Genomic DNA, 16,266 nt, shown 5'->3' with positions numbered 1-16,266 from the left:
CGAACGAACCGCCCGGTACCGATGGCGAAGGCCCCGGCTCCTGTGAGCCGGGGCCTTCGCCCTGCGGGGGAGTGGGTGCGTACCGGCCCCCGGGAGATGCGCCGGTCAGCCGCCCGCCAGGGGCCTGGCCGAGGCGGTGCCGCGCGAGGCGCGGTCCGAGTGCGGCGGGCGGCGGCTGCCCACGGGGGTGACCGGGGTGCGCTCCGCCCGGGTCATGTGCGGTCCCGGAGCCAGATAGGCCGGGGAGCGCGGGGCGCGGGCGGCGGTCACCGGCTCCCGCACCGGCGCCGGCTCCTCCGCGGCGGCGCGCGGGGTGACGACCAGCGACGGCGAGCCGACCGGGGCCGGAGCGGGCGCGGGGGCGGCACGGCGGCTGCGCAGGCGGTCCCTCAGGGCGAGGATGCGGACCTCGGCGGTGGCGATCGGCGACTCGCACCAGGGCAGGGCCAGCAGGATCAGCAGGCCCGCGGCCCAGCCGAGGAGCACATCGCTCAGCCAGTGCGTACCGAGGTAGACCGTGGTCATGCCGACGCCCAGGGAGGTCACCGCCGAGAGCGCGGACAGCCAGCGTCTGGCTCGTGGCGTGGAGGCCAGGTAGGCGAGGATGCCCCAGGTCACCACGGCGTTCGCGGTGTGACCGGAGGGAAATATATCGCCGCCGCGCCACATCTCGTTCGACCCGATCACGGTCGCGTAGTGCGGTCCGAGACGGCCCATGCCGTACTTGGCGGCGCCGACCGTGATGTTGAGCAGCAGCAGGGCCGCGCCCAGCGTGAGCAGCGGGCGCAGGGTGTGCTGCCGCCACGAGCGCCAGCCGAGCCAGGCCGCGACCATCACCGCGGTGGGGCCGCGCTGGCCGAGCACCACGTAGTAGTCGAGGAACGCGTGGATCTGCGGCCACTGCTGGTACGGCCGGAAGAACATGACCTGCCAGTCGAGCCGGACCAGCCAGGAGGAGACGACGACGGCCCACACGATCGCCAAGTAGAAGGCCAGAGTTGCCGAGAAGAGAACGACTCGGTGCCGGCTCATCCTGGGCACGTCGATGTGGGCCGGTCGGCCCGGCTCACGGTCCAGCCGGGCGAAGACCCGCTCCCAACGGCTCAGCTTTCGTTCGGTACGCACTCAATCGACGTTACAGCGGGTGAGCTGTGGACCCGCCCGAATCACTGGGTTTGTGATGACCATGTGATGTGGGATTCCTCTCAACAGGGCGTTTATTTCAACTGATTCCGCAATGTGCTGCGAGGAGTGACTCTCAATTCCATTGATCTTCGGGGTCCCGTTTTAATGACCCTTATCTATTCGTTCACCGAATGCTCGGACCCAATTCCCCGGCCGATCACCGGGCGTCGCGGAGTGGATCACGGCGGGCCCGAGCCGTTCAGCCAGAACGCTCCGTAGACGGCCGATGCCACCGCGACACCGCCGAGGACCGCCGCCGACCTGGATGGGCGTCCCCGGGCGAGAGCGCGGGCGAGGGGCAACAGCAGGGGGAAGGCGGGCATCAGGAGGCGCGGTTTCGAGCCGAAGTAGCTCGCCGCGCCGAGCGCGAGCGCCGTGACCACACCCGCGTACACGAGCAACGGCACGGGCTGGCCCTGGCGTACGCACACCACGTAGAGCCAGACGATCAACGCGATCCCGGCCACCAGACCCACGCCGGCCGGCACCGAGGCCAGGGACGTGAACCTGGCGGCGGCGAAGCGCGCGAAGGCGTAGCCGCCGTCGAAGCCGTTGCGCCACCCCGCCTGGACGTCGAGATAGCCGAGCGGGCCCCGGCCGGTGCGGTGACCGACCCACAGGACGTACCCGGCGGCGCCGACAGGAGCGAGCAGCATCCCCAGCACCCGGCGGACGGAGGCGCGGGGCGGCCGTTCGGCCGGCGGCGTGCCCCGGTCGCGCACCGCCGAGTGGATCGCCGCCACCCACACGGCCGCGACCACCGCCGCGCCGACCGGACGGGTCAGCCCCGCCAGCGACGCGAGCACGCCCGCACTCACCCAGCGCTCCCTCAGCACCGCGTACAACGCCCAGGCGGCGAGCGCCGTGAACAAGGACTCGCTGTATGCCATCGACTGCACGATCCCGACCGGCAGCACCGCCCACACCAGCACCGCGCACACCCCGACGCGGCGCCCGTACACATGATCGGCGACGGCCAAGATCCCCCAGGCCGCGGCGAGCGAGGCGAGCGTCGAGACGGCCAGGCCCGCGTCGGCGTACGACAACGGGGTCAGTGCCGAGCCGAGCCGCTCCAGCCAGGGCAGCAGCGGGAAGAACGCGAGGTTCGAGTGCACGTCTCCGTTCGGCAGCCGGACCTCGTAGCCGTAACCGAGCGCAGCGACCCGGCTGTACCACAGCGCGTCCCAACGGGCGCTCAGCAGCGTGTGCGGGCTCGTGCCGCGCGCCGCGCTCCACACGGCGAGCACGACGAGCCCCAGGGCACGCACGGCGGCGTACCCCACGAGGGCGGGCGCGGCCCGGCGCAGGGTGTCGGTGGGGGCCGGCACCGGGCGCGTTACAAGATCGGTCACCTGCCCGATTATCGGCGCCGTACGGAACCGGAGCGGCCAGCCGGGCGTGGTGGACCGAGAGCGGCGTGGTGCATACCACACTTTCTCCCAGTCGAACGTGAGAGGTCTGCCACCCGACGGCCGGGGGAACTCGCATACGCTGACCACTCACTCGCTTCGTTGCGTGGGCCCGGAGTACCGCTCCTCCCGGCCGCTACCGCGGGGAGGTCCCCACCCCGTGGATCCGCCGAAGCGAGGGATCATCTGGGAGGTACGTACATGTCCGGGACGACCACGGCCGCCGCTCGGCTGCGCCGTAGGACGGCCGGGGCCGGTGCCAACCGCTGGGTCGTGCTCGTCGTCCTCTGCGTGAGCCTGCTGCTCGTCGCCGTCGACGCGACCGTGCTGCACGTGGCGATGCCCGCCGTCACCCAGGACCTCAAGCCCGGCGCGATAGAACTGCTCTGGATCGTCGACACCTATCCGCTCGTCTGCGCCTCGCTGCTGATCCTGTTCGGCACGCTGGGCGACCGGATCGGCCGCAGACGCGTCCTGCTGCTCGGCTACGGACTCTTCGGCGTCGCCTCCGGCGTCGCCGCCCTCGCCCAGGACGCCCAGGTGCTGATCGCGGCGCGGGCCCTGCTCGGCGTGGGCGGTGCGATGATCATGCCGGCGACCCTGTCCATCCTCCGCCAGGTGTTCCCCGACCGGCGCGAACGGGCGCTCGCGATCGGCATCTGGAGCGCGGTGGCCGCCGTGGGCGCCGCGGTCGGTCCGCTGCTCGGCGGCTTCCTGCTCGAGCACTTCTGGTGGGGTTCGGTCTTCCTGATCAACATCCCGCTGATGCTGGTCAGTCTGCCGGTCGGACGGCTGCTGCTGCCCGAGTCGAAGGGGGAGCGGGACGGGCCGTGGGACGTGGCCGGTGCGCTCATGGCGGCCGGCGGTCTGTTCGGGCTGGTGCTCGGGGTGAAGCGGCTCGGCGGCGGGCAGCCGCCGTTCGGCCCGGCCACCCTGCTGCCGCTGCTGGTGGGCGCGGCCCTGCTGGTGGGCTTCGTACGGCGGCAGCGACGCCGCGCACACCCCCTGGTGGACCTGCGGATGTTCGCGCGTCCGGCGTTCAGCACCTCGGTGGGGTGCATCGTGCTGGCGATGCTCGCGCTGGTCGGTCTGGAGCTGATCGCCGCGCAGTACCTGCAACTCGTGCTGCGCCTGTCGCCGCTGCAGACGGGCCTCAGGCTGCTGCCGCTGACCTTCGCGGCGATGGCGGCGGGCCTGGTCGGCTCCCAGCTGCTGCACCGGTTCGGCCCGCGCCGGATGGTCGCCTTCGGCTTCTGCCTCACCGCCGCGGCGGTTCTCCTGCTGACGGCGATGGGCGGGGAGGACGACCCCGCACTGCTGCTGTCCGGTTTCGTCCTGCTGGGCTTCGGCCTGGAGACCACGCTGTTCGGGGCGTACGAGTCGATGCTGAGCGAGGCGCCGCAGGAGCAGTCCGGTGGCGCGGCCGCGATCGGCGAGACGTCGTACCAGCTGGGCGCGGGCATCGGGATCGCGCTGCTGGGCAGCGTGATGAACGCGGCGTACGCGCCCGGGCTGTCGTCGGTGCCCGGGGTGCCGGCGCACGCGTCACGCGCGGCGGGGCACTCGCTGGGGGAGGCCTATGAGGTGGCGGACCGGCTGGGCGGTACGCGGGGCGCCGCGCTGCGCCACGCCGCGCGGGACTCCTTCGTGCACGGCCTGCATGTGACGCTGCTGGTGAGCGCCGGGCTGCTGCTTCTGGGTGCGGTCATGGCGGTGAGGCTGCCGCGGGTGATGCACTGTGAGTCGCCTGCTGCGGGGGTGACGGCACCTCGGGAGGCGGCCGACTCGCGGGTCGACTCGCGCGTTTCGGCTTAGAGCCCCGGATCCGGTACTGGACGCCGAACGCACCGCGTCGTAGCGTCGGCCCCGTCCCACCCGGCTAGCGCTGCTAGTTTTCAGTGTCACGGAGGCTGCCCCCATGAACGCGTCCTCGACGTTGCCGCCCTTCGACCCGGCCGACCCGCTCGGGATCGACGACCTGTTGGACGCCGAGGACCGCGCCATCCGCGACACCGTACGGACCTGGGCGGCGGACCGCGTGCTGCCGTACGTCGGCGAGTGGTACGAGAAGGGCGAGCTGCCCGGCATCCGTGAGCTCGCCCGTGAGCTGGGCGGCATCGGCGCCCTCGGCATGTCGCTCAGCGGCTACGGCTGTGCGGGAGCCAGTGCCGTGCAGTACGGGCTCGCCTGCCTGGAACTCGAGGCCGCCGACTCCGGCATCCGGTCCCTGGTCTCCGTGCAGGGCTCCCTCGCCATGTACGCCATCCACCGCTACGGCAGCGAGGAGCAGAAGCAGCAGTGGCTGCCCCGTATGGCCGCCGGCGAGGTCATCGGCTGCTTCGGGCTCACCGAACCCGACCACGGCTCCGACCCCGCCTCGATGCGGACGTACGCCAAGCGCGACGGCTCCGACTGGGTCCTCAGCGGCCGCAAGATGTGGATCACCAACGGCTCCGTCGCGGGTGTCGCCGTCGTCTGGGCGCGCACCGACGACGGCATCCGCGGGTTCGTCGTCCCCACCGACCGCCCGGGGTTCTCCGCTCCGGAGATCAAGCACAAGTGGTCGCTGCGCGCGTCCGTCACCAGCGAGCTGGTGCTGGACGACGTACGGCTGCCCGCCGACGCCGTACTGCCCGGTGTCGGGGGACTCAAGGGTCCGCTCAGCTGTCTCTCCCACGCCCGCTACGGAATCGTGTGGGGCGCCATGGGGGCTGCCCGGTCGTGCTTCGAGGCCGCCGTGGAGTACGCGAAGAGCAGGGAACAGTTCGGCAGGCCGATCGGGGGGTTCCAGCTCACCCAGGCCAAGCTCGCCGACATGGCGGTCGAACTGCACAAGGGGATCCTGCTCGCCCACCACCTCGGGCGGCGCATGGACGCGGGACGGCTCCGTCCCGAACAGGTCAGCTTCGGCAAGCTCAACAACGTGCGCGAGGCCATCGAGATCTGCCGCACCGCGCGCACGATCCTCGGCGCCAACGGGATCTCCCTGGAGTACCCCGTGATGCGGCACGCCACCAACCTGGAATCGGTGCTCACCTACGAAGGCACCGTCGAAATGCACCAGCTCGTGCTGGGCAAGGCGCTCACCGGGCTCGACGCCTTCCGGTGACCCGGAGCCCGGGAGCGGGCAGGGCCGGTGAGCGGCCCTGCCTCAGCTCTGGTTGAAGAAGCCGTCGGTGCTCCGGCTCGCGGCGTCGCCGCTGACGATCTCCGTGTTCGCGGGGGTCAGCAGGAAGACCCGGCTGGAGACACGGTCGATCGAGCCGCGCAGGCCGAAGATCAGACCGGCCGCGAAGTCGACCACGCGCTTGGCGTCGCCCGGATCCATGTTCGTGAGGTTCATGATCACCGGGACCCCGTCCCGGAACAGCTCGCCGATGACCCGGGCGTCCCGGAAGCTGTCCGGGGTGACCGTGCCGATCCGGCGGCCCTTCTCCTCCGCCGTGTCGGAGGCGACCTTGACGCGCGGGTCGGTCACCCAGGCGTCGCCGTGCTCCTGGTCCTCGGCGTAGTCGTCGTCGTAGTAACGCTCGTCATCGTTGTCGTCGACGAGGCCGAGCCAGGCACTCGCCTTGCGCACCGATCCCATGGACGCCTCCTCTCACAGCGGTCTTTTTCATGCCTTCCGTAACCCCATGGTCGTCCATGATGCGGATGTGGCGCCAAGGGGATAGACGCCGCGCGGGGGTTTCGTGACGGTACTGGTGCACAGCGGATCCGTCGAGAGGCCCTGTGCCCCAAGACTTCGAAGCCAAGCGCCTGCTGACTATGAGTGAAATACGATTTGTCGCGGCGTCCGGGTGACGGTGAGTGCGTACGGGTGAACGAGGTGGTGGACAAGCTGCCGCAGCTCAACGTCCGCGGCTCAACGTCCTATGAGCCACCCGGGGGGTGTCGTGTTTACGACGGCCTGCCGAACTCTCGGTTCTGACGGAGACTCAGGTCGAGTGGGCCGCCGGATGGCGGCGCACCATCGGCCCCTGTCCTCACGGCGGTCCTCGCCGTTCCTGCGGCGACGGATGCGACTGTGGCTGCGACTGCTGATGTCCGTCGCGTAAAACAAGAACATGATCTGGTGACCGGTGCGCCATGGAGATCGTTGGCCCGGGGGCAGAACGATTTTCTGCCCCTCCGACCATTCGTCCTCCATATAAGGCACTTAAGGCACTTCATCAGTGGACGTCACACCCCCCACCACCCGCGCCAGGCTGCTGAGGTTCCTCGTCCTCGCCCTCGCCGTCCTGCTCTCCCTGCTCGGCGCGGCCGCCGCCCAGCAGATCGCCGAACACCGCGACGCGGCCGTCACCGCCGACCACGCCCAGCTGGAGATCGCCGTCCAGGGGCTCGTCCACGAGCTGCAGAAGGAGCGTGGGTTGACGACCGGGTACGTCGGCGGCGTACGGCAGTTCGGCACGAAGCTGCTCACGCAGCGCAAAGCCACCGACGCCGCCCGCGCCCGGCTGGAACGAGCGTCGCGGGGCCGCGACGATGCCGCCGCCTCCCTGCGCGCGTCCCTGGGACGGCTCGACGGGCTCACCGCGGTCCGTCGGCGCGCCGACGACGGCACCGGCACCGTCCAGGAGACCTTCGCCTCCTTCAGCGCCGGCATCACCGTCCTCGACCGGCTCGAATTCGGCCTCGGCGACGTGTACGACGTCCGGGTCCGCACCGCCTGCCAGGCGCTCCGCATCCTCGGTGACGCCAAGGAGTCCATCGACGAGGAGCGCGCCATCGTTCTGGGCTCGGTACGCGCCGGACGGTTCCGCGGCGACGACTACGGCCGGTTCCTGCAGCTGCGCGCGGCCAGGCTCGCCGCCCTGGAGAGCTTTCGGCGCTACGCCACCGCCGCCCGGCGACGGGGCCTCGACGCCGTGCTCGGCACACCCGAGGCCGAACGCGCCCTCGCCTACGAGAGCGTCGCCGTGCACGCGGACGGCCGCCTCGGCACGCCCGGCATTCCTCCGATGGCCTGGTGGGAGTCCATGACCTCCACCGACGACGGACTGCGCGCGGTGCAGATCTCGCTCGGCAAGGACGTGGAGGAGCGCGCCGCCGCGCTCGAGAGCGCCGCCCAGCGGGACCTGCTGCTGTTCGTCCTGTTCGCGCTCGGTACCGTCGCCGTGCTCGGCCACCTCGCCCTCGACTGCGTACGCTCCGTCTCCACCCCGCTCGCCGCCCTCGCCCAGCAGGCCCTGGAGGTGGCCGCCACCCAGCTGCCGCGCGCTGTCGCCGCCGTGCGGAGCGGCACCTGGGTCGAGCACCCCGGCCCACCGGCACCGCTCGCGGTGCCCGGCCGGGCCGGGGCCGAGGTGCGCGACGTCGCCGAGGCGTTCGACCGTGTGCAGCGTGTCGCCTTCGACCTCGCCACCGAGCAGGGACTCCTGCGCCCCGCACCCGATGGAGGCGGGGAGGGACCCTTCAGTTCTTCAGCTCGGGAGGTGAGATCCGCGACTTGCTGATCGCCGACTCCGTCGTCCCCCACTTCTTCAGGATCTTCTCGTACGTTCCGTCGGCGATCAGATGGTTCACCGCGGCCTGGAACGCCGCTGCCAGCGGAGTGCCCTTCTTGAAGGCGAAACCGACGTCGAGGCGGTGGTACTCGTTCAGGAACTTCAGCCCCGGCTGCTGAGCGACCGCGTACCGCAGGCCGTTGATCGTCGACATCACCACATCGCTGCGGCCCTGCTGCAGGGACGACCACAGCGCGCCCGACTCGCTGTACGTCTGCACGGCGTAGGCCTTCTTGCCCGCGTCCGTGCAGACGTGCTTGTTCGCCTCCAGCGTCGCCTCGAAGGTCGTGCCCGCGCCGGTCGCCACGTTCAGGCCGCACAGCTGCTTGAGGTTCGTGATTCTGGTGAGGTCGCTGTCCTTGCGGGCGGCGAAGCCCTGGCCGTCGTTGATGTAGGTGACGAAGTCGATCGTCTTGCGCCGCTCGTCGGTCACACCGAAGTTGCTCGCACCGAAGTCGTACTTGCCGCTGCCGAGCGCCGGCAGGATCGCCTCGAAGCTCGCCGGTTCGAGCTTCAGCTCGATCCCGAGCGTCTTGGCGACGGCGTCGGAGAAGTCGACGTCCTGACCGACGAGCGTCTTGCCGTCGTCGAGATAGCTGGTGCCCGGCAACTGGCCGGAGACGGCGACCCCGACCGTGAGCTGGTGCACGCCCGCCGGAAGCAGCTTGGCGGCGGGCTCGTAGGTCTTGATGGCCGACACGACGTCCGTGGCCGGGATCTTCCCGGTTCTGGCCGCGGCCTGGGCATCGGTTCCGCCTGATCCCGAGGCGTCGCCGGAACCGCACGCGGTGAGCGACAGAGCTGCCGAGACAGCAAGGACAAAGGGGGCCAAAAGCCTCTTGTTTGTACGTGTCGACGTACGCATGGGTCAGCGGTCTCCTGAGCCGGAAGTGAAGCGCGCGAGGGAACGCGAAGAGGGGAGGGCGGCGCGTGTGAAGGCGTGGAAAACGCGTGGGGGAACGCGAAAGTGGCCCTGCGGATCAGGGCGTCAGGGCGTGCAGGGCGTCAGCTCAACAGGAACAGGACCACACGCGACCGAAGTCGATGTGGGAGCGGGTGACGAGCCGCTGCTGTGGACGCATGCGTCAAGTGGAACAGGCATCCGTTTCCGCGTCAACCGACTTGAGACGCATGGCTCACAGTGTGGACGGCCTTGACAGTGCGGGGAAACGGCCACGTACGCTCGGGGCACGGCCCTGCTGAGGGGCTCGGCCGTACAGCGCCTGTGTGAAGGCACCCACCCGTGTTCGACTCGACGTATCACGGAGCCTTCGCATGTCCTCCGAGACCCTCGCCAAACCGGCCGCGGCTGCCGAAGAAGCCGTACCCCCGCGCCTCGTCCCGCGGCGCCACCTCGGTCAGTGGGTCGCGGCCCTCGTGGTCCTGGTCCTGCTCGGGTTCGCCCTCACCTCCATCGTGCGCAACGAGGCGTTCCAGTGGGACGTCGTCGGCGCCTACTTCACCTCCACGGCCGTCCTGCGCGGCCTCTGGCTGACCCTCTGGCTGACCGCGGTCGTCATGGGCCTCGGCTTCGCGCTGGGCACCCTGCTCGCCGCGGCCCGGATGTCCGCCAACCCCGTACTGAAAAGCGTGAGTTGGGGTTACGTCTGGCTGTTCCGTTCGGTGCCGATCCTGGTGCAGCTGCTGTTCTGGTTCAACATCGGCGCCCTGTACCCGTACATCCTCGGTGTGAAGACCGTGAACCTGTTCGGCCCGGTGACGGTCGCCGTCGTCGGCCTGACGCTGCACGAGGCCGCGTACGCCGCCGAGGTGGTGCGCGGTGGCATGCTCTCCGTCGACCGCGGCCAGATCGAGGCCGCGCAGGCGCTCGGTCTGAGCCGGTGGCAGCGCTGGTGGCGGATCGTGCTGCCGCAGGCGATGCGGTCCATCGTGCCGCCGGCCGCGAACATGCTGATCGGCACCCTCAAGGGCACCTCCATCGTCAGCGTCATCGCCGTCCAGGACCTGCTCTACTCGGCGCAGCTGATCTACCACCGCACCTACCAGGTCATCCCGCTGCTGATGGTGGCCACCCTCTGGTACGTCATCGTCACCTCGGTGCTCAGCGTCGGCCAGTACTACGTGGAGAAGTACTACGCGCGCGGTGCGGAGCGCACACCATGAGCGGTGACCGACCTTCGCTGGTGATCGTGGGGGCCGGACCGCGGGGGACCGGTTTCCTGGAGCGGATCGCCGCCAACGCGCCCGAGCTGTATGCCGGTTCCGAGCTGGACGTGCACCTGGTGGACCCGTATCCGCCCGGCGCGGGACGCATCTGGCGTGAGGCACAGTCGCCGCTGCTGTGGATGAACTCCCAGGCCGAGGACGTCACCATGTTCACCGACGAGACGGTGACCATGCAGGGTCCGGTGCGCGAGGGCCCAACCCTGCACGAGTGGGCGGGCGTCGACGGCCGGGTGTTCGCCGACCGGCAGCGGCAGGGCACGTACCTGCGCTGGGTGTACGAACAGACGGTCGCCGCGCTGCCGCACGGTGTCCGCGTCCACCACCACCCCTGCCTCGCCGTCCGGGTCGACGGTCCGCGCGACGGCCGGCAACGGGTCTGGCTGGAGGGGCGGTCCGAGCCACTGACCGCCGACCTCGTGGTCCTCACACTCGGTCACCTCGACGCGGAACTCGACGACGAACAACGCGCGCTGGCGTCGTACGCCCGCGAGCACGGCCTCGTCCACCTGCCGCCCGACTTCACGGCCGACAGCGACCTGTCGCCGCTGAAGGCCGGCGAGCCGGTCCTCGTCCGCGGCTTCGGGCTCGCCTTCGTCGATCTCATGGTGCTGCTGACCGAGGGGCGCGGCGGACGGTACGAGGGAGACGCGTACGTGCCGTCGGGACGTGAACCGGTCCTGTACGTCGGCTCCCGGCGCGGCGTGCCCTACCACTCCAAGATCGGCTACGACTGGACGGGGGAGAGGCCGCCGCTGCCCCGGTTCTTCGGGCCCGCCGAGGTCGACGCGTTGCTGGCGCGCCCCGAGGGCTTCGACTTCCGGCGCGATGTGTGGCCATTGGTCGAGAAGGAGCTGGGCTTCGCCCACTACCACCGGCTGTTCACCGCCCATCCCGACCGCACCGCGGTCGCCTGGACGGACTTCGAGGAGAAGTACGCGGTGGCGGAGGCGGCCTCGCTGCCCGCGCTGGTGGCCGCCGCCGTCCCCGACCCCGCCGACCGCCTGGACCTGACCGCTCTCGACCGTCCACTGGACGGCGTGCGCCACGCGTCCCACGACGACCTCCAGGACGGCCTGCGCCGCTACATCGAGGCCGACCTGGCCCGGCGTCACGACCCCGCCCACAGTCCGGACCTCGCGGTCTTCCTCGCACTCCTCTCCGTCTACGGGCAACTGGTGCGGCTCGGTGACATCGGCTCCTGGTGGCACGGCTTCTTCAGCTACCTGGCCTCCGGTCCGCCCGGGCCCCGGCTGCGGCAGATGCTCGCGCTGTCCCGCGCGGGCGTGTTGAGGTTCCTCGGCGCCGACATGAGCGTCACGGCCGAGGACGGCGTCTTCCGGGCGTCCAGCGGCACTGTGCCCGGCGCGTTCGTCGAGGCCCGTGCGCTGGTCGAGGCGCGGCTGCCGCACCCCACGGTCGAGCGCACCCGCGACCGGCTGCTGCGGGCGCTGTACGCGGACGGCGCCGCCGCCACCGCCGAGGGACTGCTCGCCGTCGACCCCGCCGACGGGCGCGTGCTGGACCGCTCCGGCCGCCCGCACCCACGGCGCTTCGCGCTCGGCCCGCACACCGACGCCCGGGGTTCCGGCGCGTTCACCCGGCCCCGCACCGGCGGGCCCGCGTTCCGGCAGAACGACGCGGCGGCACGGGCCGCGCTCACCGTCCTGTGCCGCCCGTCCACGGCGCTGTGACGTCCAGTCAGTCACAGCCAGCCACAGAAAGGTTTCACTCGAGATGACCTCATCGCACGGCCGGGGGCTGTTGCACCTGGCCGCCGCCGTCGACCAGCGGGAGGCCCGTGATGCCGACCCCTATGCCGAGGCGGTACGGCTCGCGGAGCGCGGTGCGCTCGACTTCGTGACGCTCGGCGACGACTCCGCATGGCTCGGCCCCGACGGTTCCGGGGCGCCGGGCCTCGACGCGCTCGCCGTGCTGACCCGCGTCGCTCCCGCCACCCGCCGCATCGGCCTGGTGCCCCGCACGTCCACGGAGCCGTCCCGCGCCCGGGCGGCCCTCGCGACCCTCGACCGGGTCAGCGGCGGCCGGGCCGGCCGGCACCTCGACCTGCCGGCGGCCGAGGGAGAGACCCGGCTGCTGGAGGGGTGGGAGGACTCCGGGTCCCCGCAGGGCCGCCCGGTCCACGTCGTCGACGCCACCGACGTACGCACCCGTTCGAGCGCCGCGCGCCACGCCGACGTGGCACTCGCCCGCGTCACGAGCCCCGCGCAGGCCGCCGCCGTACGCGACGAACTGCGGGACGCGGCACGCGAGTTCGGCCGAGAACCGGACGCCCTGCGCTTCCTGGCGAGCCTCACCGTCGACCTGGGTGACGGCGAACACGTGGCCGAACCCGGATGGGGGTCCGCCCTGTTCGAGCGAAGCCGAGAACTTGAGGGAGGAGGGGGCGGCCCCCGGCAGACCGCGCAGGGCCCCTTCTACCGCGGCGGCCCCGTCGACCTGGCCGAACTGATCGCCCACTGGCATGCGGCCGGTGTCGTCGACGGCTTCCACCTCACACCCGCCGAGCCACGCCGTGACCTGGAGCGGCTCGTCAACGGCACGGTCGCGCTGCTCCAGCACCGAGGCCTGTTCCGCACCTTCTATCCGGGCAGCACGCTCAGGGAGCACCTGGGTCTGCCCGGGCCCGCCCACCGGTACGTCGTGACAGGGGGAACGTCATGACACCGCACTCCGTCCGACGTCCCCCGAGGGAGGCGTTCGTCCGATCGGGCGCCGCCGAGGGGTTCTTCCTCGTACCGCATCCCACCACGCTGCGCTCGCACCCCGGGCACGCGGATCCCGTATGGAAGGGTTGACCACATGACGACGGACGCATCCGACGAGTGGAAGCTGTGGCACGAGCACCGCACCGCGCAGGTGTCGGAGCCGTACGGGCCGCTCGCGTTGACCGGTACCTACTGGCTGGAGGACTATCCGGACGGTCGTATTCCGGACATTCCCGGGCGGTGGACGGACGACGGTGACGCGGTGGTGCTGACGGCCGGTGAGACCGACGGACTGGCGGTCGACGGACGGCCGTTCACCGGTGAGGTCCGCCTGGACCCCGACGGCGGACCGGTGAGCGCGGCCCGCGTCGCGGCCGGCGAGCGCCGCCTGGTCGTCCTCGCCCGCGAGGGCGTGTGGGGCGTGCGCGCCTACGACCCGGCCGCCCCGACACGCCGGGCCTTCCGCGGCATCGACGCCACACCCTACGATCCGCGCTGGTCCGTCGAGGGGCATTTCACCCCGTACGGGGAGAGCCGCACCGTCCGCGTCGAGAACGCCGACGGGCGTCATCGCGGGCTCGGCCTCGGCGGAGTGCTCGCCTTCACCCTCGACGGACAGGACCTGACACTCCAGGTGTCGGTCGAGGGCGACGGCTCGCTGTGGGCCGTGTTCGCCGACGCCACCAGCGGGGACACCAGTTTCCGCTTCCGGTTCCTGCGGCCGCCCGCGCCCGACGCCGAGGGGCGCACGACCGTGGACTTCAACCGCGCGCTGCTGCCGCCCTGCGCCTTCGCGGACCACTTCCTCTGCCCCTTCCCGCCCCCCGGCAACACGCTGGGCGTCGCGATCGAGGCGGGGGAGCGCGCCCTGCTGTAGACACAAGTCGTCACCGGGCCCCTGTCAACCTCTTTGGGCCCTAGAGAGGTTAAAGACTGTACGGCCGAAAGGCGCCTTGCGCCGTTCGGTCGGGCGGCCGAATACTCCCCCACAGCGCTTGTCAGGGGCACGGCGTGTCCGGAATCCGGATGACACGGCCCCCGGCTGCGACTCACGGGCCCCATCCCCCACAGTGGGCCCCCGACTTCCCTTGGAGGGGAACGACAAGTGAGGTTCAAGCGCACCAACCCCACGAGCGGCCTCGCGAGACGGACCCGGCTGATCGCCGTGGCCACCGGGCTCCTGGCCGCGGCCGCGTTCACGGTCCCCAGCGCGAACGCGAGCTCCGCACAGACCTTCAGTGCGAACCAGCTGACCAGGGCGAGCGACTCGGTGCTCAAGGCCGATGTCCCGGGCACCGCCTGGGCCGTCGACCCGAAGACGAACCGCGTCGTCGTCACCGTCGACAGCACGGTCTCGAACGCCGAGATCGCCAAGATCAAGCAGGAGGCGGGCGGCAACGCCGGCGCCCTCACGATCAAGCACACCCCGGGCAGGTTCAACAAGCTGATCTCCGGCGGCGACGCCATCTATGCGAGTAGCTGGCGCTGCTCGCTCGGCTTCAACGTGCAGGACAACAGCGGGAACTACTACTTCCTGACCGCCGGTCACTGCACCGACGGCGCGGGCACCTGGTGGTCGAACTCCTCGCACTCCACCACGCTCGGCACCACGGCCGGCTCCAGCTTCCCCGGCAACGACTACGGCATCGTGCGCTACACCAACAGCTCGGTGTCCAAGCCGGGCACCGTGGGCAGCGTCGACATCACCAGCGCGGCCACCCCGTCCGTCGGCACCACCGTCTACCGCCGCGGCTCCACCACCGGCATCCACAGCGGCCGCGTCACCGCGCTCAACGCCACGGTGAACTACGGCAACGGGGACGTCGTCTACGGCCTCATCCAGACCACGGTCTGCGCCGAGCCCGGCGACTCCGGCGGCCCGCTCTACTCCAACAGCGGCATCGCCTACGGTCTGACCTCCGGTGGCAGCGGCGACTGCACCTCCGGCGGCACGACCTTCTTCCAGCCGGTCACCGAGGCCCTGAGCGCCTACGGCGTCCACGTCTACTGACACGGAGGAACGCCAAGGCCCTTCGGGCCGGTCGCCCGCACGGCCTGACCTGCATCCGGCAGCAGGCGAGCCCCCGCACGCAACCCGCGTGCGGGGGCTCGCCCTTGTCGCGTCACGGGTCTACCGTCGAAGCAGGCGCCAAGTACACACCTGATGCGCCCACTTCGGACCCTGGGGGCCGGCATGGTCGAGGAGCTGGTGGCGGCGGGGGCGGCGCTCGCGTCCGCCGGGGCCGTCTACGCGATGGCGGCGCTCCGGGTCGTCAAGCAGTACGAGCGGGGAGTGGTGTTCCGCCTCGGGCGGCTCAGGCCCGAGGTGCGGGGACCCGGGCTGACGCTGGTCGTGCCGCTCGTCGACCGGCTCCGCAGGGTCAACATGCAGATCGTGACGATGCCGGTGCCCGCGCAGGAGGGCATCACCCGGGACAACGTCACGGTCCGGGTGGACGCCGTGGTGTACTTCCGGGTGACCTCCCCGGCCGACGCGATCGTCCGGGTCGAGGACTACCGGTTCGCCGTCTCGCAGATGGCGCAGACCTCCCTCAGGTCCATCATCGGCAAGAGCGAACTGGACGACCTGCTCTCCAACCGGGAGAAGCTCAACCAGGGTCTGGAGCTGATGATCGACAGCCCGGCCGTGGAGTGGGGCGTCACCATCGACCGCGTCGAGATCAAGGACGTGTCGCTGCCGGAGACCATGAAGCGGTCCATGGCCCGGCAGGCCGAGGCCGACCGCGAGCGGCGGGCCCGCGTCATCAACGCCGACGCGGAACTCCAGGCGTCGAAGAAGCTGGCGGAGGCGGCCGGAGTGATGTCCGACCAGCCCGCCGCACTGCAACTGCGGCTGCTGCAGACGGTGGTGGCGGTGGCGGCGGAGAAGAACTCGACGCTGGTGCTGCCCTTCCCGGTGGAACTGCTCAGGTTCCTGGAGCGGGCACAGCAGCCGACGGCGCCGCCTCGGCCCCATCCTGCTTCTGGCTTGATTCCGGACCCTGGAGGGGTGAAATCCGGACAGGACCAGACCGGGGTGGCTGTGCAGGGAGAACCCTGATCCGGCCTTTGCCGAAGGGATCGGGGCGGAACGTCCCGCTCGCACTGCCGACGGAGTCCCTGTGCCCGCACGCCGGGAGCGGGGACTCTCACGTGTACGAATTGCCCTGTTTGTACCTGTGACGCGCCGGGGAAGGGTGTCGTACGAGAGTTCGAAAATTGGTCTATGGTGGGGGCGGGGGAGATGGG

Annotated in this window: 13 protein-coding genes; 9 read left to right on the top strand and 4 right to left on the bottom strand. The window is 71.0% G+C overall.

Translation table 11 applies throughout. The annotated features are described in order from the left end of the window. Positions 1 to 105 precede the first annotated feature (105 nt). Together ACFYZJ_RS24120 and ACFYZJ_RS24115 are read right to left on the bottom strand one after the other, a co-directional pair. Positions 106 to 1,125 (bottom strand): phosphatase PAP2 family protein, encoded by a 1,020-nt coding sequence (locus ACFYZJ_RS24120; RefSeq protein ID WP_388571150.1) that lies wholly within the window; start codon positions 1,123 to 1,125, stop codon positions 106 to 108. Positions 1,126 to 1,364: 239 nt separating this feature from the next. After that, complete coding sequence (locus ACFYZJ_RS24115; protein ID WP_388571148.1) at positions 1,365 to 2,537, bottom strand: glycosyltransferase family 39 protein; 1,173 nt, start codon at positions 2,535 to 2,537, stop codon at positions 1,365 to 1,367. 258 nt (positions 2,538 to 2,795) lie between these two features. On the opposite strand from ACFYZJ_RS24115, the gene ACFYZJ_RS24110 reads away from it, so the two are divergent. Then, the gene (locus tag ACFYZJ_RS24110) at positions 2,796 to 4,409 is read left to right on the top strand and encodes an MFS transporter (protein WP_388571146.1); all 1,614 of its coding nucleotides are present in this window, start codon (positions 2,796 to 2,798) and stop codon (positions 4,407 to 4,409) included. A 103-nt stretch (positions 4,410 to 4,512) separates the two neighbouring features. Continuing rightward, positions 4,513 to 5,703, top strand: a complete 1,191-nt coding sequence (locus ACFYZJ_RS24105) for an acyl-CoA dehydrogenase family protein (protein ID WP_388571144.1) — start codon at positions 4,513 to 4,515, stop codon at positions 5,701 to 5,703. Positions 5,704 to 5,745: 42 nt separating this feature from the next. Here ACFYZJ_RS24105 and ACFYZJ_RS24100 read toward each other — a convergent pair whose 3' ends face one another. Then, positions 5,746 to 6,183 (bottom strand): cell division protein SepF, encoded by a 438-nt coding sequence (locus ACFYZJ_RS24100; RefSeq protein ID WP_388571142.1) that lies wholly within the window; start codon positions 6,181 to 6,183, stop codon positions 5,746 to 5,748. 586 nt (positions 6,184 to 6,769) lie between these two features. On the opposite strand from ACFYZJ_RS24100, the gene ACFYZJ_RS24095 reads away from it, so the two are divergent. Beyond that, positions 6,770 to 8,053 carry a nitrate- and nitrite sensing domain-containing protein gene (locus tag ACFYZJ_RS24095; RefSeq protein ID WP_388571140.1) on the top strand — a complete coding sequence of 428 codons (1,284 nt, stop codon included), beginning with the start codon at positions 6,770 to 6,772 and terminating at the stop codon, positions 8,051 to 8,053. Here the strand turns inward: ACFYZJ_RS24095 and ACFYZJ_RS24090 are convergent. Beyond that, positions 8,013 to 8,969, bottom strand: coding sequence for an ABC transporter substrate-binding protein (locus tag ACFYZJ_RS24090; protein ID WP_388571138.1), 957 nt, complete (start codon positions 8,967 to 8,969; stop codon positions 8,013 to 8,015). The genes ACFYZJ_RS24095 and ACFYZJ_RS24090 overlap by 41 nt on opposite strands. Positions 8,970 to 9,379: 410 nt before the next feature. Between ACFYZJ_RS24090 and ACFYZJ_RS24085 the strand changes: the two genes are divergently transcribed. The 6 genes from ACFYZJ_RS24085 to ACFYZJ_RS24060 all read left to right on the top strand — a co-directional run bounded on the left by ACFYZJ_RS24085 (position 9,380) and on the right by ACFYZJ_RS24060 (position 16,078). Continuing rightward, positions 9,380 to 10,228 carry an amino acid ABC transporter permease gene (locus ACFYZJ_RS24085; RefSeq protein WP_388571137.1) on the top strand — a complete coding sequence of 283 codons (849 nt, stop codon included), beginning with the start codon at positions 9,380 to 9,382 and terminating at the stop codon, positions 10,226 to 10,228. Beyond that, positions 10,225 to 11,982 (top strand): FAD/NAD(P)-binding protein, encoded by a 1,758-nt coding sequence (locus tag ACFYZJ_RS24080; protein ID WP_388571135.1) that lies wholly within the window; start codon positions 10,225 to 10,227, stop codon positions 11,980 to 11,982. Before ACFYZJ_RS24085 ends, ACFYZJ_RS24080 begins: the two co-directional genes overlap by 4 nt. 43 nt (positions 11,983 to 12,025) lie before the next feature. Then, positions 12,026 to 12,973: an LLM class flavin-dependent oxidoreductase gene (locus tag ACFYZJ_RS24075; RefSeq protein WP_388571133.1), complete on the top strand. Its 948-nt coding sequence runs from the start codon at positions 12,026 to 12,028 to the stop codon at positions 12,971 to 12,973. A gap of 138 nt (positions 12,974 to 13,111) precedes the next feature. Beyond that, complete coding sequence (locus ACFYZJ_RS24070; RefSeq protein ID WP_388571131.1) at positions 13,112 to 13,894, top strand: DUF1684 domain-containing protein; 783 nt, start codon at positions 13,112 to 13,114, stop codon at positions 13,892 to 13,894. Positions 13,895 to 14,122: 228 nt separating this feature from the next. Next, positions 14,123 to 15,028, top strand: a complete 906-nt coding sequence (locus tag ACFYZJ_RS24065) for a S1 family peptidase (RefSeq protein WP_388571129.1) — start codon at positions 14,123 to 14,125, stop codon at positions 15,026 to 15,028. Positions 15,029 to 15,211: 183 nt separating this feature from the next. After that, complete coding sequence (locus ACFYZJ_RS24060) at positions 15,212 to 16,078, top strand: slipin family protein (RefSeq protein WP_388571232.1); 867 nt, start codon at positions 15,212 to 15,214, stop codon at positions 16,076 to 16,078. Positions 16,079 to 16,266 lie beyond the last annotated feature (188 nt).

Source organism: Streptomyces sp. NPDC001848, assembly GCF_042891915.1.
Classification (GTDB): Bacteria; Actinomycetota; Actinomycetes; order Streptomycetales; family Streptomycetaceae; genus Streptomyces.
Note: the sequence above shows the minus strand (reverse complement) of the source record. Positions and strands in the feature narration are given on the sequence as shown.